This window comes from Psychrobacter sp. JCM 18903, from assembly GCF_000586475.1.
GTDB lineage: Bacteria > Pseudomonadota > Gammaproteobacteria > Pseudomonadales > Moraxellaceae > Psychrobacter.
On record NZ_BAWJ01000029.1, the window covers coordinates 1 to 20,916 of the forward strand.

Genomic DNA, 20,916 nt, shown 5'->3' on the forward strand with positions numbered 1-20,916 from the left:
CTTAATCCTTAGAAATCAGGGAGCGGTTCAGACTCATACTTCTTTCTATGTTCATCTACTATACTATGTCTTAATCCTTAGAAATCAGGGAGCGGTTCAGACCAAGAATATTCTACAATGAATACTCTAGATACAGTCTTAATCCTTAGAAATCAGGGAGCGGTTCAGACTCAAAGTTTAACGGCTTCAGTAAAAGATTTAGGTCTTAATCCCTTAGAAATCAAGGAGCGGTTCAGACAAACGGTAATGCAGACACGTTAGATAAGTCATGTCTTAATCCCTTAGAAATCAAGGAGCGGTTCAGACCTATCTAAATCGCCATAGTCATTATGTTTCATGGTGTCTTAATCCCTTAGAAATCAAGGAGCGGTTCAGACTAATAAAGAAGATATTATTGGACAAGCTATTAGGTCTTAATCCCTTAGAAATCAAGGAGCGGTTCAGACAATTTCTCCTAGTTGGATTGAACATAAGAATTTGTCTTAATCCCTTAGAAATCAAGGAGCGGTTCAGACTGTACAATTATTTTTATTATAAATAAAATCAAATACTTACAGATAGTAATTTAACCAACAAAAGTCGATATAAAAAGTTGGTGTTTTTTTAACCAATTTTTAATCAAAATTTGTATAAATAATAACCAATTATACGTCCAAAACGTTAAATAGCTGCCGTTATCTTCACCAGATAATGTCTGAAAACCGTCCCTAATTGCGTAGGGTGTGAGTGTTGAAGCTCACGGTATTATAGTAATAGATGTGCATGATAAGTGCAAGATAAGAAACGAGATGCTGCTCGTATAACGCATTGATGATGAGCCATTGGCTTGAAAGGCTATTTATTGAAAGCTATCGCTTGAGTTCGCCTATCTCGCTAAACAGCATAATGTCATCGCTTTGCTTACCAATCACAAACGCATGCTCTAGTGGCTCGACCTCATAAATGCGCAGATCATCATCAGTGGGGTGAATGATTTTTTGCATCGCTATGATAAAGGTATCCATACCTTTGCGCGTCATCACGCCATAGTAGACGGAGTATTGTAATTGCAAAAACTGGTTACTCACCAGTCGGTGCAACCGCTGTAGTCTTTTATGGTTACTAATATCGTAGGCAATAACAAAGCATGTTTTTGTCATCATAGTGGCCTTTATAAGTTAGAAACAGCAGAGTAATAAGCGATGTATAGCCTTTAACGCGAATGGTATTTTTTAATCAACGACCGTTATACTTCTGGCAACTGACTCACAAACGCTAAGGTTTGCTTTTTGGTTTCAGTTTTATTGGTAGCATGATGACGAGCCAATCGGCGCTGCCATAGCCACGCATGACTGAGTGCGTCTTTACTTAAGCGGGCACGAATAGCTGCAAAGGCTTTGTAATATTTGGCACGTCCAGACTTTAATAACTCGCACGGGTAACTGCTTTTATCAGACATACTAAAGTCATCAAGCGTGAGAGTCTCTTGTTCAAACAACTCCCAAACCCATAAATCAATGGCACCACGTTGTAGCTCTGCAAAATCACAAGCCAGTGATTGCCTGCCATAGCTTGGACTATGTAGTACGCCATGATAGGGGTCGAACCCGATGCTGTATACCGCTTGTTGGCAGAGGTGCTGTAGCAGGGTGTAAGACAATGACAACACCACATTGATAGGGTCTTTGGGTGGGCGTCTATTACGATCAGTAAATTGCCATTTTTCGTCAAAAAAAACGTTGATAGCACTTAAAGTAAATGGCAGATCCGATGCCTTCTGTGCCTAGTATGCTGGCCACTGGATATTGCGGCATATAGCAATCGTAAGCAGATATGGGCATGGGCGTATGAGTGTCTGTGGCGCAACCCGATGCGTGATTGGTCGGACTGGTCGTGGAATAATGATACTTACGGAATTTATCTCGTAAGCTTTTTATTTTATGAATGCCTGTCAGTGTGGTAGAGGGCGTTTGTAAAGGCTCTGCTTGTAAAAACCTTGCTTGCGAAGATGTCGATTGTAAAGTTGATGTGACCAAGCCTGAATCACGGTGCTGCTGTAACGTGTTTAGCGTGCTGGCTTGTTGATGGAGCTTTAAGCGCACTAACGTGGCCGCCCAATAGCTCTTGGCGGTGTCTCGATTGACAACATCATATTGAGCTTGTCGGCGCTCGATCCCTGCATGCCAGCTACCCAACAAAAAACAAGCCTTGCCGGTACGACTACTGGGTAAGACGCAGAAACTCACATTATGCTCTGCAAGGCGGGTTAACAGATGACTGCTTAGGTCGACTTGACTGGTAATAGTCAGACTCTGTATTTGCGCAAATGGAATGCTTAATGTTTTGGCCAAGCTGGTATGCTTGACCATCAGTATGTCTCGCTCAGCATAAAGCTGGCAACCTTTTTTATCAATGACGATATTTTGCATGACACAACCTCCAAAGACATTTATCCAAGATAAAAGTGATCGACTACGGCGGCATTGGGTAGTAGCTGATTGTGCTCGGCTACTTGTGACCAGTAGGTACGGATGGTTTTTAGAATAAAAAAGGAGTCGCTGGCTTCAATCTTGCTGAGGGCAAATTCAGAGAGATGCTGCTTACTGCTGGGCGTCAGAGGACACTCATAAGCAGATTTTTGCCCCGATGAAGTATGGCTTTTAACATGGTAGCGTACGACGGCCTGTCTTTTTGGCTCGCTGATGTCATAGCCCACCAAATAGTGTTTCTGCTGCATCGCTCGATATCCATATCGTTATTTATGTTGTTATCCGTATCATCATTTATATCAGCAGCAGCGTATGGTGACACTAAGCGCTATTGTCACCAAGCCTTACTGCCACTGAGTTGTACTACCATTGAGCTGCATAGAAAATCAGCCATACCTAGCTAAACATGAATGGTACGAAAGGTTAGATTGACACGATTTTGTTTTATCTTTTTTTGCTTCGGTATACTATGCTGCCAGTGATGCTGCAGCGCGCCTGCCATCACGAGCACACTGCCATGATGCAAGGGTATCTCAAGCTTGATACTGTGTTCTTCCTTTCGGCGCAACAAAAACCGCCGGCTGGCACCAAAATTCACAGAAGCGATAATCGGGTTTTTGCCAAGCTCAGGCTCAGCGTCAGTATGCCAGCTGATGTGATCCTCACCTGAGCGATACCAGTTTAACAAGACACTGTTAAAGGTTCTTTTGCATATGGGTATGAGCGCGTCCCGTAGGCTCAGCAATACCGTATTCCAAGCTTTTGGTTGTAGCGTAATGCCAGAGTAGGTGTAGGGTTTATTATTGTCGCCATACCATGCCGATAGTCTGGGTAAGTCATAGATTTTACCAAACATACTGACACTGTCATGTTGCCAATGGATATTTTCAAACGGCAATTGGTCAATATCATGCTCTTGGTGCCAATCATGGGTCATATGATCGATATCGTCACAGGCTAATAGCGTCTCTAGCGTCTCATCACAAAATGCGTTATCAAAATAATATGGGGCGTAGTAAATCCTGCCATCTGGCACATCAATCACAACCCCTTTACCATCAGCATGAATGTGCGCAGGGTAATCTGACTGCATGAATTTGCCATCATGAATCAGTGTTGATAAAGATGGTGCGGCACTGTCTGTGTGCAAGGTGTCAAATAAGTCCATGTCTCACTCTCCTAATGAATACTGACTCTGAGTCATATTGTCATTACCAAACGCTAAACCCCAAATAGCTAAGCGGCCACTTTGAAGCTGTTATCCGATAGGGCGTTTTTGAAGCACAGTCCCATCATCACACCACGAGAGCGAGAGTGCTGCCAATGATTGTTGGTCACTGAGTATATCTCACTCTCAACAGAGAAGTCAGCGATGTCTTGTTTGATGGTCACATTACCTAATGAATGCTTTAGCTGCTGCAAACCCTCATAGTTGTTTGAATACTGTGGGCCACTGCGATAACCATCTGCTTGCCCTCAATACTTTGTAGATAGGTAGATAGCATAGGTATCGACTGTTGCACTTGGGCGATGTCTAGCACGTTAGAAAACAGATGCAGTGAATAATCTGCTGGCGTAAGCGCATGGCTATCTACCGCTAAAAAACCTGCCAAATCCTTGTGGTACTGATGGATCGTGATGTTAGCCGCGAAACGTGATGACATTTTAGTCACCAATAGCACCGCGAGATCTAGTGTGGTGCGTGACGGCTCAATGAGATGAAAGTTCAGCGTAAAGTTCTCGCAGTTTACATACGTCTCAAGATAACTTAATAGCGCCAAGCTCGCCATGCCCTGTCCGCAGCCATAATCGACAATATTGACGGTTTTAGTAACCGCATTGGTGCGTTTGTTACGTCCCATGATCTGACCTATCACGTTAGAGAAGCGATCAAAATGGCTTTTACCGTATAAGGTCGTATAGGTCACAGCCTGCTCAATTGAGTTCAAAGGCTTCCTTGCGCGGTTGGTGACTTGAGCAAAGGTCGCGTAAGGCAGCGTTTTATATACTCCAGACACGTAAGTGCCTACCATGGCATTATAGTAGCGACCGAACCCGTGGCGTTGAAGCTGTTCTGCAGCAGCAGATACTTGCTGTGCCAAGTGTTGAGTATTGTCTGCTTGCGTGTTGCTAACTTGAGACTTATTTACTTGGTTACATGCGATCATCGGTATCTCTCCACTGGGCGGTTGATGTGCCCATTATGGAGGAGAGGAGAGTGATGCTAGTAGAATGACAAGCTTGTGACAATCTGTATTCCAAAAACAAAACACCACCTATCAAGGTGGTGTTTTGTTTTGTATGTGCTTGCATGCAATTGTTTAACATCTTGCTCGAGCATAGCTCTGCGCCTTGCGCTTCGGGTGAGTGTCTCTCATGATTACCAATCCTCCAGAAAATTCCATTTAAGGAATTCTGTTCAGACCGTTGTAGCCAGCTTGATAGAATTTACGAAAATGTAAATTCTCTTGCGAAGCTAAAATTGGCATGCAATTTTTGACGCTTCTCACCTTAGAAATCAGGGATAAGGAAGGGATCAGCAAAGTAGTACTTTGCCCTGACGTAAGAGAAAATCTGAGATTTTCTGTTCAGACCGTTGTAGCCAGCTTGATAGAATTTACGAAAATGTAAATTCTCTTGCGAAGCTAAAATTGACATGCAATTTTTTAACGCTTCTCACCTTAGAAATCAGGGAGCGGTTCAGACTGACCGTCCTGATGAGCACCGGGTCATCATTGTGTCTTAATCCTTAGAAATCAGGGAGCGGTTCAGACAACACATTAAGTCGAGTATAGCTGAATACATAAGTCTTAATCCCTTAGAAATCAGGGAGCGGTTCAGACTGTACAATTATTTTTATTATTAATAAAATCAAATACTTACAATTAGGTATTTAGACAACAAAAGTTAAGTAAAAAAGTTGGTGTTTTTTGAACCAATTTTTAACCAAGATTTGTATAAATAATAATCAATTATACGTCTAGAACGTTAAATAGTCGCCGTTATCTTCATCAGATAATGTCTGAAACGCCCTGAATAGGTCAGGGGTCAATTAATGAAAAGTGACAGTGTCATAGTAGATGATAGGTTATAGGATTGCAACAGTTACGCCACAATCCTATAGCTTAAAGCCGTAAAGAACTAATGAGTTAATTTATATTTTTTAAAGCCAATAAACGCTCGATCCAAGCCCTTTGATTGTCTTTAGCTTTGGACGGTTGTTTCATTTGCTTAGCATAATGAATTTTGGCTATTTCAATGAGCAAGTGGACGCATTTTGTTTCTGCCGAAGCAGCTTCAAGCTTATCTAACCAGTCAGGGATGGCTGTAGTAAAGTTGGTCTTTATCGTATCATTGCTCACTCTCCATGTTTCATTATGAATCTGCCGTAATAAGGTTGCTTCATAGTCGGAAGAGGCTTGGCCAACCGTTTCGTTAAACTGCTGTGCTACGCTTGCTTTTTCTATGTCTATCAAGATGCTCTGATATAGCGAATCTATCTTGCCACTGAGGATGTCATCTTTAATAAAGTAGCCATAACCTGATGCTGTTTTAGAGCCTAAGCCTTGCTCAATCAGTGTATTAGATAATAACTGTTTAGCATACTCAACCCAAGCGTGTACGCCTTCTATCGCAAAGTAAAAGCTACCTTGTACTGCGGTTTGTACGTTAGGTGTTGGGCTTTCGGTATCATCTGCTTGTTGCTTAGTACCGTTATAATACTGTTGATGATGGACGGTAACTATTTCTTTTACAAAAGGCGTTTGGATACTGGTATTCGGTACCCACCAGGCATCATGCCATGTTAAGTAACCCGCATTAGGTGCGGTATCATCGTCAGCGCCGAACAAGACTGTGATCACTTTGGCGTCAATGCCGATAGACTGAGCATAGCTGCGTACCGCACCTTTGATACTCGAGCCTGCCAACAATGGCATACCATAGGTATGGTGCGTGCTGACCCCAGTATCCAACGTACCACCAAGAGGCAGTCCAGTGAATAGTCGTCCATTAAGTGTGGCAACCACGGTGGCAAAGTCATTGCTCTCGGTAGTGAGCTTAAGCCAACGCTTAAATGCTAAGTTATAGATATCGTCTGGCTTAACAGCGGCAATAGTCTGTACCAAGGCTTGTTTTTGTGGCTTTTCTCCGTCCTCCCAGACAGGTAGAGCACGCTGTATTAATAGCCCTGCGTGAGCAGTGGTAAGACTATGCATGAGTGGGCGTAAGTTTTCTCTCATTAACTGCATAGGTTATTCCCCATTGGTGGTATTAATATTATGAGCACTTTCTTTTTCCAACAAGGCTTGGGTATAGCGCTTGAGCCATGACGTTGCCTCTAAAGCATTACGAGTTAGTAGCTGATACTTAGTCAAATCAGAGCTTAAAATGGCCTGATGCATAGCATCATTATTTGGACAGTTAAGCAGAGTGGCAATATGAGTAAGCATAAGATTATGCTCTTCATTGCCCTTTGCCATCAAGAATCCTATGGCTTGTGCGAGCCTGATTGCATTATCATAGCAGGGAAGGTTAATGCCAGCGTACGGTATTTCGCTTCTATTGGTTGATCTTTAACACTTGTAACCAATGGATAAGCCAGCTGAGCATACTTTTGAGTACGAATCATAATAATCCCCTTATGCCTGCGTGCTTGATGAGTCATTTAAGATAAAGCGACATAGTCCACGCCCGACAGTATGCTTACCACCCACTTGTATCATCAGTTCGTTTTTGGATAATAATTCTGATAGCTGCTGTGCAGTTTGTTTACTGGTGTCTTTGGCATTACCAATGCCCATTACGCCCCAAAGTATGGACTCTGCTGGCAAGTTTTCCTCTGACCATAATGCGCCTGCTTTTATGGTGCGAGTGTCATTGTCAATACGAATACGAGTGCGCACTTCGGTTGCAGTATCTGCTAAAAATGAAAAGATGTTATCAGGGAGCACAATAAAGCGTGATTTGAATTCAGCCTGCCATGCCTCGCTATCCATTGCGGACTCAGGGTATAGCTGCTTGGCAATAGTTTCAGCCCAAGTTCCAATAGTACCGTTATGATTGGCTTGAATATCAAGGTCTTCTAAAGCAACTTGCTGGGTAGTGCCAATCAATAACTTACTAGCTTCAACCACGCCAGCACTATCAGATAGATTAGGAATAGTAACGGATAATCCTAAGTCTCGAGCATATTGACGCAATACAAATGGACAAGTAGCAAAAGCGGTTGTACCTGAGAATGAACGAATCGGTAATATCAGTAGATGTGCATCTCCAAAGGCAAGCGCTCCGGCATGACTGATTTCGATGGTATTATCAGGACCGAATAAAGTGGTCACTTGCTTATCATCTAAGCCAAGCTTACTTTTCTCGTCACGCAACACACCTTTTAGTGCGGAACCTGCAACGATAGGAAGATTAGTGGCTGTAGCACGGGCAATAGGTAAATCGACGACGCCAATACCTTGACCGGTACCGACGTGCAGAGCAGATAAGGCATGTAAATGAAAGATACGAGACAGCATGGGTAAATCCTTATGAATATAAATATGAGTATAAATGTAGGGTGTTAAAAGAGAGCTTATACTTGTTGCCACGGATGAATGGTTGCTACGCCGAAGCCATCACGTTGATCCTGTCTGTCATCACTTAACGGCATTAGCCAAGCGTTCTCAATATCACAGGTATCATCAAGTAGCTCAAACCAATAGACTGAGCCAGCGGGAGTCGCCTTACGCATGGCTTTAGGTTTGTATTGTTGTAAGTCCCATCCTGATACAGGCTGCCAACGATCTACTGCTGCAGCTTTGAGGCGCACGCGTGTGCTGCTATGAGGAAATATACCTTCTAGTGTGTTTTCATCTAACCAAGCAGGGAGATACCCTGCCGAAAATATCGCAGGCGTCAGTAAAGTTACACAAATACCGCCAGCATTTTTGATGTGTTTGTTGAGCTTAATGGGTGGCGCTAGTAAGGTAGTGGCTTCATTAGTGACCGTTACTATTTTCGATAATCGTCCTTCACCGCCAAATCTCACTAACGTATCCGGCTGCTGTGACAAGGGATTGGCGATATCAATATTTTCTGTAATACCTGTTAAGAACCCAAGTTGATTTTCATCCCACCCAGCATGGTGGGGTTGGACTTTGGCATTCATGTCCAGTCCTGCGGTTTGAAATAGCTGACTATCTTCAGCTGACAGACAGGTATCATTAATAGCAACATGAGTACGCACATCAATCGGTATGCTCTCTAGACCATTTTTTGAAACTGTTTCAAATGCCAAGTCTTTACCGGCCTGCCATGTCATAAAATCATCTAAGCACCAAAAATTAGCCCCTTTTTGTGGTTTGCCTTTTAAATTTTGAGTCATTTGAATCAATTGCAAGCCATTTGGTAAGTCAGTGCCACATTCACTATCATCGTGAGAGTCAATAGCAGGCGCTAAGCGTACTAAGATGGTCTTTGCAGGTTGTGATTTATCACCTTTAACATCAAGTTTTTCTTTTAGGTATATGGCATTACTAGGTCTAGGAACCAAGACTGTAAAATCTTCTGGATAATCAATCGGAAACCTTACTAAAAGATTACCAAAGGTTGTCATATTCAGTAGCTTTTCGTAATGCTCTTTTTTGAGCGTTCCTCTATTTTGCTCGCCAGATTCCGTCAGCTCAATCTGTTGGCTATGCATATATTGACTACGCATCAGTCCAGCAGAACTTGAAGGCAGTGGAATATTGGCATCGCTTGCAGCAGCTTGCGAGCCAAATGGTTTTCCAGAGCGGAATACTAAAGGCGCTAGGGCATCGATAATGTAATAATTCATTGATTTCATGTCTGCTACCTTAATGTTTGCCAATATCTTTTTCAGTTTGCATTGCCACCCAACGTGCGATGATAAGTTCCGTAGATAGTTTTTCTAAATCGCCATCTAAATGCTCTAATCTTGTATTGAGTTGAGCTTTTATAACATCAGGAATGATGTTGCCATCTGTAGTACGTGCGCTATTTAACATACGTTTAAATTCAGCTTTACGAATATTTTTTAGCAAATCTATATCTACTTGTAGATTTGAGGAATCTAACTTGCCAGCCTTGTTAGATTTTGAGGATAGTGTTGGGAAGTTAGTGCGCAAATATATCTCACGTATATCATAGGCGATACGGCTTGGCAGCTGTCTCTCTTCACCTATGACGCCATATGCCTTTACCCAATCGTCGAATTGCTTGAGCGCTTCTTTATTATCCCATCTAATACGCATGTCACTTATTGAACCTGAACGTACAGATAAGGTAATACCCAATGCATTACGGGTTTCTTTATCGGCCAAAGCATCGCCTTTAGCTATTGCTTCTGCTTGCTTAGCAAGCTCTCGAATTTGTCCAAGAGGCGTCATAATATGAGCAATCGCTAAACCGACTGATAATGTAGGGGTGTCAGTTTTTAGTTCGTCAGCAACTTCTGATAAACAATTGTTAAATAAAACACTTAATGCTTCAGCGCATAGGCGTGCTTCATGTAAAGGCACAAACCCTAATACGTCATCCCCGCCAGCGTAAATAGTATGGCCATTGAACTCACGCATAGTGTTAGCCACTGCGCCTGCAAATGTAGATAAGGCTTCGGTAATGGCTTGATGGTGGGAGAGCGTATCGGCATGATCTAACAGTACGCCCATTTTGTCGCCATCAGCGAGTAATAAGACGCCATAGCTGCTAGGCAGACCAATACGCTTCCAGACATCTTTTAAAGTAGAGTCTCTGAGATCTTCTAGCACATTTCGCGCTTGAAGAAGGTCGTGATCACCCTCTATATTGATAGCACGCTCTATTTGAAGGATTTCTGCATCAATACGAGAAGGATAGAGCATCTGTGCATCAAAAGGCAGCTTATGGTAGATGGATTGACTGTCCTCTCCTTTATTGCCTCTAACATTAGTGGCTACGCCATGTTTGACCAGCTTTGTATAAGCAGTATTGATAGCTTTAAGCTCATTATCTGTTAAGCGATCTATCCAAGCATTAGCAGTAACTCGAGTAAAAGGAGTGAATTGATCAGGATTACCTGCTAGTCTTTTTACGATACCGACCGTATCTAACTGTTCAGAATCAGATAGGCGAAGCTGCTGTCTTATATGCCTTAGTTTTCTCTTTTCGCTTGGAAGTACAGTTTCATGTGCTCCATCTAATGAAGACTTAGGAATCATATAAGCGTTGTCATAGGCATTTTTTGCAAGTGAGGGCATAAAGTCTCTAGTTGCCTTACGAGCTGCCAATGCTTGTGCCGCTCGTTCGCTGGCACGTTGATAGGCATTTTTATCATCACCTACAATTGCTGCCCAAGACGACTGCACTTCGACATAGTCATTTATTTGAGCTGCCCATATATTTTCACGTAAGCCATCCCCTTCCTTTTCCTTTTTTTCTAGCTCACGACGCGCTTTTAAGGCTTCCTCTGTAAAGCGAGCCTGTGCCGCGTCAATGGCTTGTTTTGCTAAAAATTTAATAGTATCCACGTTATCAGCACTGACTACGACTTGGATTTTATTACCTACAGAAAAATCACTATCTGCTTTTAACAAAGTGTCATCTGTGACATAAGGGAATACAAGTTCAGCTTGGTTTTCTTTGAGCATCTTGGCAACTGCTTTTGCAATTTCTGATAGCAACCAAGAGCCACTCCATAAGTCACGACTGGTACGTGCAGAAGCGATAAAGCTTTGTACGGGACCAACAGACAATAATAAGACATATTTTTTCATTGCTTGCTCTCATTTATTCTTATTCTAATTAAGGTTTTTTAGCAAAAAAGGTCATAAAAGCCTCTAATGGGTTGCCACCACCATTATCTTCAATAGGAAGGATGCGTTGATCGGCTCCTTGTGCCCATACCTCGGCTGTTTGGTTATTAATGGTTTTAAGTTGCATCTCATCAGGTGTCTTATAAGGAGTGAGGAGGGCGCTTGATAGCCATTCTGTACCATTAAAATAAGCACGCAATATTATAGGGCTACTCATTCGCTCTGCATTGTTAAGATTTAACGTCGTATCCTGTGGTTCACCGGCTCCTACGAAGTGAAAAATAATGGGCAAGCCAAACATCGCTCTCGGGAATATATTGCCTGCAGCATGTACAGGCGCATGATTTTTTTCAGGTGTTCTTAAGTGTTTACCTGTAATTCGTCTTATGGCATCAGGCTCGGGCCAAAGACTACGACCAGGGCGCACGGCTCCTGGATTACGACCAATATTAATACCTTGGCGGAACTTTTGCATCTTATCGACACTATTGGTCCATGCTGCTATAGCATCAGACAGATATGATTGGTTAGTAACTAATTGACAGCCTGCAGATGTGATATCGTCTGCACTCAATGGCTGCATGATTTCATCGAAGTCATTAGAGCTGATTACTTGTACGCTACCGAGACCACGACGTGTTCTGGCACCAATGCCACCAAAATTCGCCCACCAACGTAAAGTATCAATAACTTGCTGTTGCTGACGGCTGTTAAGTTTACTGTCAAACTTAAATTGTAGTTCCCAAGTCAGCCCTGGCTTGGCTAACTCATGCGGAGGTTCGGAATCACGTAATCCCGGCTTTTTACCTTGTGCAGGGAATAATGCATAAGGTGCTTTTGCCCACGTTTTAGCAGTAGGAATTGATTTATAGCCACCTTGATGATGAGGTTCATATTCCGCCCATGCTTCTATTTGTAATTTCCTAAAGTTATTGACTCTTAAAAACACCTTGCTGGCTTGACCGTCATCCCCCATACCGCCCCATAAAGCAAACTCTTGTTTCTGAATAGCTGTATCATCACCCAACTGCCATTTGTGTTTTGCTAATAATCGCCACCAAAACCGTAGTTGACCGCGAATGCCACTCACGCGTATCGGCATATTTTTATCTACTGTGTTCGAAAGTACTCCGCCGCCATACATAGGCGTCATAAGTTGGCATAACAGACAATGCCATTCAGAGTATTCTTTGCGCTCTACAATCGTCGATAGATCAGGAATGTCAATATCTGGTGTTCTTATCATAAGTCGTCCTTATTCATTATTTTATACCTTAATAAAGTAGATTTTATTTATGCAGAGCGCAGTCTTGTGCGCTCGACACCACGCTCATACCAGTCGCGACCCTTTTGACCACAGTGATCGCGGATATATAGCTTATACTCACGTGTTGCCTGATTTATCTGGCGAATATCAGTCAGCTGGTTTTCTTTTTGTTCTGCCAACATAACCAGATAGTTTTTAGCTTCATTGAACTGCTCTCGCATTTGCTGGAGCTGTTCTCTGATAGCTTGTTTGTGACTACCTTTCGCAGTATCACGCTGCTTTTTGAGCTCAGCAATACATTGACCAAAAGACTGTTGCTTACGTCTGAATATATCGACAATCTTTTTATGATTATCGAGCTCTTTGTACAGAGCATCAGCGGTAAGGTGAGAGGCATGATGCAGCTCAATATGCTCGTAGAAGTCTTGATTCTTTGCATAATTGGCACGTCGTTCAGCTATTTGTTGTTGACGCTGACGAGTCTCTGTAGAAAGCCTATGACTGGATGCATGGTAATTTGCACAAGCACGCTCTTCTTCGCCATTCAACCAAGCGACAACACCTACAACAGCAACCGCACCAATGACCCAATACATATACTTCTCCTTAATCACCAATTAATATAGATCGCGTTATCAACTAATCTCAAACATTGCAGGCGATATTATTAGCTGACATCAGTAAAAGTGCGTGGTTGATTACTGTCACGTAGACCGTCTAACATCATGGCAAAAGCATTGATAGGAGCTCGTGAGTTTTGTATATGGCTGTCAATCAACTGTGCCTGCTGTTGCGATAGCTGAGATACAGTAGTCATCATATGTATCTTCAGGTCCTCAGCTATAGTGGTTGAAGTAATCATATTTAAGCACTGTTGAATCTGTACCTGACACTGATCAATCATTTTTACACTATTAGCACTTGATTGTGTGAAATCAGTCAAAGTGATTTTATGCGCATGAGCGATAGCGTTTAGCTTATCTAACTTAGCTTTATGTTCATAATCAAGCTGTTGCATCACGGCATTGGCCTCAATGTGCATACGATCACGCTGCAATTCAATTTGCTGAGTGGCTAGACGATATTCCATAATAGATTGGCACAAGCTAAGGCCTTCTTTTAAGGCGGCGATAGCGACGGTTTGACTAATAGCGATAACAGGTAGTGCCATGGGTATTCTCCTAAGGTGCTGAGTGTTGAATAGCTGATGACATTAAATATATCGTGTTTTAGTCTGTAAAACTGACACGGCAAGCTTGTGACCTTTAAGTGCCTACTATGACATATCGTTAATGGTAATGGCTTGCGGTGCTATGCGAAGTTGAAAGGGAGAGCCTTTCCCAGCATCTGAAGTGATATCAAGTTTTGCTGCCAGCTCAATACCCAATGCCTCTTTTAGAGCCGTTTGCAATCGAGACTTTGCACCTTGAAAAAACTTTTTGTCCACACTGACCTCTAAGTTCTCATTTTCATCGTTTTTATGGTCATAGTAGTAATCAAAAAACTCTTCAGTGAGTTCTTGAATATATTCGTCTTGACCATCATTGCTGCTTTTTTCATTGCTGTTTTTGCTTGGGGCGATAACGCCACCTTTACCTTCTTTGCGTCTATCTGCAAACCAGTTTAGGAATGCCCATTCGCGTGGTGGTAAGTTGTTTATAACGAACTTGTCATTGATAATAGCTTTTCTACTAAACGTATTAAGCTCTAAAGTAATGTCTTCATACGACTCATTTATTTTTTGCACCACTTCACTAAAACTGTCTTCTTTTTTAAGCTGATGTTTAGGTAAGATGGCTTCATGCATTCTCACAAATGGAATTTTGGCAAGCCATACTTGAGCCTCTTGAGCATCGCCAACGACTTTAGAATCACGATCAGAAACTAAGTGTTCCTTAGGTGTGGGATAAAAGAAGTTTACGGCTTTTTCAAATTCTGACTGTACTAAGACATGAGACAGTGAGTCTTGCGCACGTCCATATAGCGACAAAGCATAGCCTGCATAAAAGCCCATTGTTTTACGTCCTCCTGCGATAGAAACATGTACGCTGGTATCATCCATACTGGTAAAACCTTTAACCATTTCACAGATAATATCTGCTGAACGCTCGTTTTCCTCAGGCGTTTTTAGATCCATCAAAGGCTTACCATTTGATCAGTAATCACATGTAGATGATTAGCAGGATCAAATTTCGTCTGTTCTAAGATTGGATAGTCACGCTTAAACTGCGCAAACACACCATCTTCAAACAAGCGTTTACGGATTTGGTTGAGACCATCTTGTGTACTCAGTACATGCACCTCATCAGGCACCCACGTATCAGTTGAATCTTGATCACAAGCAAGTGCCCAAATAGTTTCCAGTAATGATTTGCGGGGTCATACCAGTAACTAAAAACAAGATATTGCGTGACATAAACGTCTCTCTATAAATTCGATGATTTAAAGTTTACTTCATTTGTGATATTTGTGGCAGTGTCACAAGCTTGTGATATCTCACAATGCCGCTATCAAAAAATCATCAAGCGATATAACGACCAAAATCTAAGAGCTGTTTGCCCATGATGACTTTGACGCCTGTATCTTGAGCAACGGCAAGTGACTTGTCAGAGATATCGAACAAGCTCACAAAATACTTGTGTGTATTGAGCCCGCCGACTTGTCCGACAGAATCAAACTTGCGTAAGTCGGCATTGACTTTGGTAGTAGGGTTGTCTTGCCTATCCCAGTTAACCGTTTTGCATTCAAACAAATGCAAGTAACCTGAGTTGATATACGCCACATCGACTTCATTGCCATCACTGGTTTTTTTGAACTGTAAGCCAATCTGTACATCGACTTGCTGCTGCTGTGCGATATAGTGCTGAACAATCCAGAGCCCTGTGAGCACTTCGAACCACTTACCACCAACGAACTCAACGGCTTGTTTGTCTTCCCAAGTAATAGTGCCAGCCAGACTGTCATAACTGAAGTAGGGCTGCGGCGCTTGTGCGAGCAGTTTGAGCCAAGTGATGCATTTTTTGAGTAGGTTGCTGTCTTGTACCGTGACCGTCTGCGGGAAGCTATGCTCAGGCTGTTTCATCAAACCTGCGGTCAAAGCATTGAGCAATAACACTAAGCTTTGCGCTTTATCAAAGTCAGCTTTCATGTACTGATAGATTTGATTGATATAATGATACTGCTGCGCTGGCAGGTCTAAAAACGAGGTTTCAGCACTGACCGCTTGGTAACCTCGTGCTTTGAGACGGGCTTCAAGATTTTCGGGCAGTACTAAGTCATAGCATTGCTTGTTAGGGGGACGGTTATACCAAACCAATTGGTTATTGGCTCGACTTTGATAAACACAATCATAGCGACTACTGATTTGTGCAATCTGGTCTTGGGCGATACTCATTAGTTTAGTGCCACCGGTAATGTTGAATATGATTTGCGACGCTTTATTATGAGCAAGCCACTGTAGCAATACGTCTTTTATCGCCTCTACATTGTTCTCTTCAATACCGTTTTGTAAATGCAGTTCTTCTATCGTTACAGGCGAAGTCTCAGAGCCAACTTGTAGTGCGGTCAACACACTGGTCAGATTGTCTACGTAGCCTTTAGTACGAGTGAATTCGGTACTAATGATGACTATCTTCTTGATATCAGTGTTGTTTTCTTTAAACAAATGCCAAATAAGATAGTAGTTCGCTTCGGTCTGTGCAGTCGCAGTTACAAATAAAGTTTTCAAATATCTGCCTTTTTATATGGTTAAATGTCTTTTAAATACTGGGGTAAGACAGGATAGTTTTTTTAGTGGACTAAACTATACGGTTTTTTTGCTAAAGATTCACTATTAATATTAGCGAAAATTTGTTCTATAGCGTCAATAATATTTTGACATATAGTTTGTACGCTCAGTTTTGCTGTGTCATAGCAATATATCGGTATGGATTTGCCCAATAATAGAACGGTTTGATCAGCACTTAACCATTCGTACAACTGTGTATAGCTGCTTCTCATATTCATGACAGACTCTAGGCTTTCTTCATGTTGCCCATATTGTCTATCTCTCTTAATATATCGATCTAGCAGGATAGTATCAGGAGCATCAAGCTGTATTATGATATCTGGTATCGCTATGGCATCTTCTTGAGCACGCACTTGCTTGTAATGCTGGCTAGGAGTCATGTGTTCTTTCTTAGTGTTTTGCCATCTGACAGCTAGGCTCGTCAGTATGCTCCTGTCACTAATGATTAGATCAGCATTCCAGTCTGTACGTGATGCGTGGTAGTTAGACCGAGCAGCGTATAGCAGTCGGAGGTAATCATCATTGTTTTGATGTTTATAAAATTCACGTTCTAGATGATGGTCTTCAGGCATGGGTTTGGTCGGACGTAATGTAGCAATACGATGCTGTGTTGAGTCAAAATGTGCCGTCAAATAAGGTAGGAGCATTTCTAGAAATGTGCTCTTACCAGTGCCTTTAAGCCTTCAATAGCGATATACATTCTGACTCCTCATCTTTATCTGTTATGGTGATATCCATCGTTTTTTAGCAAACTGTGCTGTCATGAGCCAGAATGAATGGCAGTGACTTCTATCTCCCACGCTTGACTGCCAAGTATGAGCTCTTCTGAGACCTCTCCTGCCTGCAATCCGATAATAGATTTTGCCAGCGGCGCGTTATAGCCGATCTTAGCGGCCTCAATATCTGTCTCATCAAAGCCAACGATTTCCCAAGTTTCACGAATGCCTTTATCATTGGCAACGTTGTTTAGGTTCCAGCGAGTGATGCTAACCAAAGAGCCAATCGCTACATGGTTAGTAGGACGGTTGTTTGGATCTATATTGACAGGCCTTGCATGCTGCAACCTTTCGGTTAGTTCTTTTACGGCATGGTTCAGATTCGCCTCTAGCTGCTGCTGACGATTGAACTCAGGGTTGTCGTGCCAGCCATCACCCGACATCTCAAAAGCTACCTGTCGATGATCACGTACATCGGCGTACTCTTGCTTTTTACGAGTCAATAGGGCTTTCAATCTGTCAAAGCCCGTCGTCGTCATGTAAATAGTGGTCGATTGGGTCATGTGTCGCTCCTATGCGCTATATGCTTTAAGTGGTTTGGTAAAAGCTCTGAGTGTTAAACAGAAGAGCTTTTTGCTGATGAGATAACTATACGTTGTAAAGGCAAAAGACAGTATGTTTGACAAGCTTGTGCATCTCGAATGTCATAGTCGTTCAGTAATTTGGTGAGAGTGGCAACCGCATCTTTGCAAATGAGCGCACATACAGTTTTTTTGAGCGTATGTCTATGCTCAATCATTTGTTGCACTCGAGTGTCGGGTGCGTTTTGTCTTACGATACGGCGTAAGGTTTGATGAGGTTGCTGGTGGGTGATTTGATACCCTTGGTTCAGTAACGCCATACTGACATGGCGAAATAGACAGTCGTATAGGGTCAAGTAGCTTGCTCTGGTGACAAAGGCTTTAGAGTGTTAAGCAGACGCTGGCGCAAACGATAGAGGCTTTGTTGTTCTTGTTCTAAACAGAAACTGACATTGGTTGCCCGCTTGATTTGATCGGTGTAACACAACGCTTTTAATAGGGCATTATCAATCTTCATGGTGTGATTGGAGTCTGTCATATAGTCTCTCTCAATAATAAAAATACAAAAAAATGATAAACGTAGCTATTGCAATAGCTATCGCAACAACGCCTATGTAAGAGCGATGCATGCTGATGGCTTTTGGGTTCGGATGTTAGGATTGAAGAGTTATGCTGCTAGGTACTGCTGATGTAAGTAGCAAACCAGTGCCTGCTTTAGCGCGTCGGCCGATAGGTTTGTTGGATGCAGCTTAGGATTGGCGATGGTTGGAAATAGACGATTGGTCAAGACCTGCGTAGGTGCAGTGCAAATAATCGTTGCTACCAGCTCCTCACCAGGATGGTTGATACGGTGCAGTTGATCAGATGTCATCACATAGCTTGCCCCAGCCGTTTGTGTGACGTTCTGCAGCTTGTTTAGGCGAGTTGTACCACGTACTGCTTATGAGCTGGTATTTGGGATTTGTCTGTTTGATGCTTTGCGGTGTACAGATATTCATCTGATAGTAGTGTTGGCGCATGGCTATCGGTTGATGCTATGTCTATGTTTGCATCTGCACCAAAAGATATCGTGGCTAGGTCATCGTTCGCAGCATCTGCCCACAGTTCGCTCTTTAGCGATCCTGTCAGTACATGAGATGCAAAACCCCAACGATGGCTATGAATGTTTTCTTCGCAAGAGGTGCCTGCAAACCAGATGTGCAAACGCAGCTTATAACCTTGGTCAAGCAGCACTACTTTTAAAAATCCATTGCCATGCCAGTAAGAGCGCGCTGCAATCGTTTTGAGGAGTGCAGGCGACTGTATGATAGAAAACAACAGAGCGGTCATACTAGAAAGATGACAGTGCTGTCCTAGCAGTTCAGCCAATACGCTTAGCGTATCGTTATGAGAGGCTGTGCCATCACGGCCATGGATTTTAAAGTGGTTATTTAGCTGCTGCTCAATATGTGTTAATTGCTCAGCTGCTGATTGGTGAGCGAAAGAACATATTGTGGTTACTGTCATCATGATGTCCTCTACGCCCTAGTTGGTAGGGCCTATTAGACATCATTGAGAGTAGGAGTGAGGAAAGCAGCAAGCTTGTGGTGGGTAATTGAATATTGCTATTCGAGGGTGTCTACTGTCGTGAGCTTTAGTTGATATTGACCTAATCCCATGGTAGTGTTTTTGCCAATATGTAGCCTTTCACCCAGTTGTAATGCTGGCAAGAGACGATGTAGTATGTGACGATCGCCTATTAGGTGTATGTCTCCTTGTAGGCCATAGAGCTGCATCTTGCGCTGTTGACGATTAGAGCGTCGTGAGACACGGTTGGCGGTGATGTCGACTGCTATCGTCAATGTCTCAATATCTTCTTTGAAGTGATGATAAGAGTCATAGCCAATTTCCCAATTGTGTTTGGGGCTATGATTGTCTTGGCATAAGCGGATACGGTTATATAGTGAGGCAATAAAAGTCGTGCTATCGAGGCTCTCTGGGTGAGAGACAATCCGGTTGTTTTGCTGATAGCGAAATGGCGTCAAAAAATGCATCGTCAGCTGAATAGTGTCATCTGCTGAGGTTACCTGTGAGTCAAGGCTAGCGGAGTCGAACAAGCGGTGTGGGTGTAAAGCGATGTCATTTATGGGTGCGCTCTTTTGAGTAGATGGTGATTGAGCCTGTGAATACAGCGTCTTACCGTCGCAGTTAGCCTGTAGGAGCGTGGCGCTAGAATAAGGCACCCGAGCACCTAGCCCTGTCGCAAGTGCCATCTTCCATGCTTGCACAATCAATGTGGTTTCAGCCACTGCTGCACCCATTACGGTCATACCAAACTGCCATACATCGCCTGTCTTATACGTCATGGCTATCTGGTGATTAACGGTTGCTTTGTAATTGACGGCTGGGCTTATGTTTTTTGTACTTGTCTCACTGATATTTACTGCTTTTGAACCTGCCATTTTAGAATGTAGCCCTTTCGAAGTTTTATCTGTGGCAGGATAAGAGTGGTCATCGTCAGGCTTTTCGATAGAGGGGCGGGGCGCTTGATACTTAATGGGCACATGTATGACATAAGGGTTCACCGCTTGCACACCAGACAGCTGCAATGCTGGTACCTCAAAGAGCCGAGGGAACTTGCAGTGCTGTTTTAATGGGCAGGCCTTGCACTCAGGTAAGTCTGTAATACAGGTTAATGAGCGCAATGCAACACCAAATGCACCGCGCAGCATTGATCCTGAATGCTCGGGCATTTTTAGCGTGTCATCTTGGCGCACCGTAAAGTAAAGGGTGGTTAAGTTTGATGTATTTAAACCAGCTGTCGATGATGCAGGGTAGGTGTGCATGTATGAATCCAAATACAAATGAAGTATTAAAAGCAATAATAGGCATGAGACTATATCAAATCTAAACCATAGTTTAGCTAAATATAGCCATAAAATACTAGGGCGTGTCCTCAATTCAATCGATAGTCCTCTAAATGGGCTAAAAATGGCTAAATCTTGCCAAACGACGGCAGTAGACAAACTAAATAAGCGATGATACTAATTAACAGTTGCACGGATTAGAGACATCTACTACCATACATAGAGTAACCTTAAATGGTTATTCCCTGATAATGAGGGACGGTTTCAGACATTATTTGATGAAGATAACGGTTACTATTTAATGTTTCAGGCGTATAATTGGTTATTATTTATACAAATTTCGGTTAAAAATTGATTAAAAAAACACCAACTTTTTATACTGACTTTTGTTGGTTAAATTACTATTTGTAAGTATTTGATTTTATTGGTAATAAAAATAATTGTACAGTC

General features: G+C 42.6%; 24 protein-coding genes, 1 pseudogene and 1 CRISPR repeat array. All 25 genes and pseudogenes read right to left on the reverse strand.

Annotated elements, in window-relative coordinates:
* Window positions 1-202 precede the first annotated feature (202 nt).
* Window positions 203-515: a CRISPR direct-repeat array (repeat unit 36 nt; unit sequence GTCTTAATCCCTTAGAAATCAAGGAGCGGTTCAGAC).
* Window positions 516-848: 333 nt separating this feature from the next.
* Complete coding sequence (gene cas2 / locus TT12_RS13870; protein ID WP_201604928.1) at window positions 849-1,142, reverse strand: CRISPR-associated endonuclease Cas2; 294 nt, start codon at window positions 1,140-1,142, stop codon at window positions 849-851.
* Window positions 1,143-1,225: 83 nt separating this feature from the next.
* On the reverse strand, window positions 1,226-1,744 hold the full coding sequence (gene cas1, locus TT12_RS15790; RefSeq protein WP_207804102.1) for a CRISPR-associated endonuclease Cas1: 519 nt from the start codon (window positions 1,742-1,744) through the stop codon (window positions 1,226-1,228).
* Window positions 1,707-2,408 carry a CRISPR-associated endonuclease Cas1 gene (locus TT12_RS13880; protein WP_045455965.1) on the reverse strand — a complete coding sequence of 234 codons (702 nt, stop codon included), beginning with the start codon at window positions 2,406-2,408 and terminating at the stop codon, window positions 1,707-1,709. Before TT12_RS13880 ends, cas1 begins: the two co-directional genes overlap by 38 nt.
* 20 nt (window positions 2,409-2,428) lie before the next feature.
* Complete coding sequence (gene cas2 / locus TT12_RS13885) at window positions 2,429-2,716, reverse strand: CRISPR-associated endonuclease Cas2 (RefSeq protein ID WP_045455966.1); 288 nt, start codon at window positions 2,714-2,716, stop codon at window positions 2,429-2,431.
* Between the two features lie 152 nt (window positions 2,717-2,868).
* On the reverse strand, window positions 2,869-3,636 hold the full coding sequence (locus tag TT12_RS13890) for an alpha-ketoglutarate-dependent dioxygenase AlkB family protein (protein WP_201604926.1): 768 nt from the start codon (window positions 3,634-3,636) through the stop codon (window positions 2,869-2,871).
* A gap of 68 nt (window positions 3,637-3,704) precedes the next feature.
* Complete coding sequence (locus tag TT12_RS13895; protein WP_045455967.1) at window positions 3,705-3,890, reverse strand: hypothetical protein; 186 nt, start codon at window positions 3,888-3,890, stop codon at window positions 3,705-3,707.
* A complete protein-coding gene (locus tag TT12_RS13900; RefSeq protein ID WP_045455968.1) occupies window positions 3,878-4,636 on the reverse strand; it encodes a hypothetical protein in 759 nt (252 codons plus the stop codon). The genes TT12_RS13895 and TT12_RS13900 overlap by 13 nt, the downstream gene beginning before the upstream one ends.
* A 981-nt stretch (window positions 4,637-5,617) precedes the next feature.
* The gene (gene cmr6, locus TT12_RS13905) at window positions 5,618-6,718 is read right to left on the reverse strand and encodes a type III-B CRISPR module RAMP protein Cmr6 (RefSeq protein ID WP_201604924.1); all 1,101 of its coding nucleotides are present in this window, start codon (window positions 6,716-6,718) and stop codon (window positions 5,618-5,620) included.
* Between the two features lie 3 nt (window positions 6,719-6,721).
* A pseudogene (gene cmr5 / locus TT12_RS17915) lies at window positions 6,722-7,134 on the reverse strand (type III-B CRISPR module-associated protein Cmr5).
* Entirely contained in the window at window positions 7,109-7,993 is an 885-nt protein-coding gene (gene cmr4, locus TT12_RS13915) for a type III-B CRISPR module RAMP protein Cmr4 (RefSeq protein WP_045455969.1), read from the reverse strand. The pseudogene cmr5 and the gene cmr4 overlap by 26 nt, the downstream one beginning before the upstream one ends.
* A 56-nt stretch (window positions 7,994-8,049) precedes the next feature.
* Entirely contained in the window at window positions 8,050-9,303 is a 1,254-nt protein-coding gene (locus TT12_RS13920) for a type III-B CRISPR module-associated Cmr3 family protein (RefSeq protein ID WP_201604922.1), read from the reverse strand.
* A gap of 10 nt (window positions 9,304-9,313) precedes the next feature.
* The gene (cas10, locus tag TT12_RS13925; protein WP_045455970.1) at window positions 9,314-11,230 is read right to left on the reverse strand and encodes a type III-B CRISPR-associated protein Cas10/Cmr2; all 1,917 of its coding nucleotides are present in this window, start codon (window positions 11,228-11,230) and stop codon (window positions 9,314-9,316) included.
* Window positions 11,231-11,258: 28 nt separating this feature from the next.
* Complete coding sequence (gene cmr1, locus TT12_RS13930) at window positions 11,259-12,515, reverse strand: type III-B CRISPR module RAMP protein Cmr1 (RefSeq protein WP_045455971.1); 1,257 nt, start codon at window positions 12,513-12,515, stop codon at window positions 11,259-11,261.
* A 47-nt stretch (window positions 12,516-12,562) separates the two neighbouring features.
* Window positions 12,563-13,132 (reverse strand): hypothetical protein, encoded by a 570-nt coding sequence (locus TT12_RS13935; RefSeq protein WP_045455972.1) that lies wholly within the window; start codon window positions 13,130-13,132, stop codon window positions 12,563-12,565.
* 71 nt (window positions 13,133-13,203) lie between these two features.
* Window positions 13,204-13,707: a hypothetical protein gene (locus TT12_RS13940; RefSeq protein WP_045455973.1), complete on the reverse strand. Its 504-nt coding sequence runs from the start codon at window positions 13,705-13,707 to the stop codon at window positions 13,204-13,206.
* Window positions 13,708-13,812: 105 nt separating this feature from the next.
* Window positions 13,813-14,673, reverse strand: a complete 861-nt coding sequence (gene csm6, locus TT12_RS13945) for a CRISPR-associated ring nuclease Csm6 (protein WP_045455974.1) — start codon at window positions 14,671-14,673, stop codon at window positions 13,813-13,815.
* On the reverse strand, window positions 14,673-14,849 hold the full coding sequence (locus TT12_RS17920) for a hypothetical protein (RefSeq protein WP_243443737.1): 177 nt from the start codon (window positions 14,847-14,849) through the stop codon (window positions 14,673-14,675). The genes csm6 and TT12_RS17920 overlap by 1 nt, the downstream gene beginning before the upstream one ends.
* A gap of 208 nt (window positions 14,850-15,057) precedes the next feature.
* Entirely contained in the window at window positions 15,058-16,263 is a 1,206-nt protein-coding gene (locus tag TT12_RS13950) for a Card1-like endonuclease domain-containing protein (RefSeq protein ID WP_045455976.1), read from the reverse strand.
* A 62-nt stretch (window positions 16,264-16,325) separates the two neighbouring features.
* Entirely contained in the window at window positions 16,326-16,955 is a 630-nt protein-coding gene (locus TT12_RS13955) for a hypothetical protein (RefSeq protein WP_243443738.1), read from the reverse strand.
* 128 nt (window positions 16,956-17,083) lie between these two features.
* A complete protein-coding gene (locus TT12_RS13960) occupies window positions 17,084-17,602 on the reverse strand; it encodes a GreA/GreB family elongation factor (protein ID WP_045455980.1) in 519 nt (172 codons plus the stop codon).
* Between the two features lie 53 nt (window positions 17,603-17,655).
* Window positions 17,656-17,976 (reverse strand): hypothetical protein, encoded by a 321-nt coding sequence (locus tag TT12_RS13965; RefSeq protein ID WP_045455983.1) that lies wholly within the window; start codon window positions 17,974-17,976, stop codon window positions 17,656-17,658.
* A complete protein-coding gene (locus tag TT12_RS13970) occupies window positions 17,973-18,158 on the reverse strand; it encodes a hypothetical protein (RefSeq protein WP_045455985.1) in 186 nt (61 codons plus the stop codon). Before TT12_RS13970 ends, TT12_RS13965 begins: the two co-directional genes overlap by 4 nt.
* Before the next feature lie 129 nt (window positions 18,159-18,287).
* Window positions 18,288-18,494: a hypothetical protein gene (locus tag TT12_RS13975; RefSeq protein WP_207804101.1), complete on the reverse strand. Its 207-nt coding sequence runs from the start codon at window positions 18,492-18,494 to the stop codon at window positions 18,288-18,290.
* Window positions 18,495-18,535: 41 nt separating this feature from the next.
* Window positions 18,536-19,129 (reverse strand): hypothetical protein, encoded by a 594-nt coding sequence (locus TT12_RS17925; protein WP_243443739.1) that lies wholly within the window; start codon window positions 19,127-19,129, stop codon window positions 18,536-18,538.
* A 95-nt stretch (window positions 19,130-19,224) separates the two neighbouring features.
* Complete coding sequence (gene cas6, locus TT12_RS13985) at window positions 19,225-20,445, reverse strand: CRISPR system precrRNA processing endoribonuclease RAMP protein Cas6 (RefSeq protein WP_045455987.1); 1,221 nt, start codon at window positions 20,443-20,445, stop codon at window positions 19,225-19,227.
* Window positions 20,446-20,916: the final 471 nt, after the last annotated feature.

Coding starts and splice junctions, on each gene's coding strand:
- TT12_RS17925 (WP_243443739.1), bottom strand. CDS start 19,129: ATGATGACAGTAACCACAATATGTTCTTTCGCTCACCAATCAGCAGCT.
- cas6 (WP_045455987.1), bottom strand. CDS start 20,445: ATGCACACCTACCCTGCATCATCGACAGCTGGTTTAAATACATCAAAC.
- TT12_RS13960 (WP_045455980.1), bottom strand. CDS start 17,602: ATGACCCAATCGACCACTATTTACATGACGACGACGGGCTTTGACAGA.
- TT12_RS13970 (WP_045455985.1), bottom strand. CDS start 18,158: ATGACAGACTCCAATCACACCATGAAGATTGATAATGCCCTATTAAAA.
- TT12_RS13880 (WP_045455965.1), bottom strand. CDS start 2,408: ATGCAAAATATCGTCATTGATAAAAAAGGTTGCCAGCTTTATGCTGAG.
- cmr4 (WP_045455969.1), bottom strand. CDS start 7,993: ATGCTGTCTCGTATCTTTCATTTACATGCCTTATCTGCTCTGCACGTC.
- TT12_RS13890 (WP_201604926.1), bottom strand. CDS start 3,636: ATGGACTTATTTGACACCTTGCACACAGACAGTGCCGCACCATCTTTA.
- TT12_RS13920 (WP_201604922.1), bottom strand. CDS start 9,303: ATGAAATCAATGAATTATTACATTATCGATGCCCTAGCGCCTTTAGTA.
- cas2 (WP_201604928.1), bottom strand. CDS start 1,142: ATGATGACAAAAACATGCTTTGTTATTGCCTACGATATTAGTAACCAT.
- cmr1 (WP_045455971.1), bottom strand. CDS start 12,515: ATGATAAGAACACCAGATATTGACATTCCTGATCTATCGACGATTGTA.
- cas2 (WP_045455966.1), bottom strand. CDS start 2,716: ATGCAGCAGAAACACTATTTGGTGGGCTATGACATCAGCGAGCCAAAA.
- TT12_RS13900 (WP_045455968.1), bottom strand. CDS start 4,636: ATGATCGCATGTAACCAAGTAAATAAGTCTCAAGTTAGCAACACGCAA.
- csm6 (WP_045455974.1), bottom strand. CDS start 14,673: ATGGATCTAAAAACGCCTGAGGAAAACGAGCGTTCAGCAGATATTATC.
- TT12_RS13940 (WP_045455973.1), bottom strand. CDS start 13,707: ATGGCACTACCTGTTATCGCTATTAGTCAAACCGTCGCTATCGCCGCC.
- cmr6 (WP_201604924.1), bottom strand. CDS start 6,718: ATGCAGTTAATGAGAGAAAACTTACGCCCACTCATGCATAGTCTTACC.
- cas10 (WP_045455970.1), bottom strand. CDS start 11,230: ATGAAAAAATATGTCTTATTATTGTCTGTTGGTCCCGTACAAAGCTTT.
- TT12_RS13935 (WP_045455972.1), bottom strand. CDS start 13,132: ATGTATTGGGTCATTGGTGCGGTTGCTGTTGTAGGTGTTGTCGCTTGG.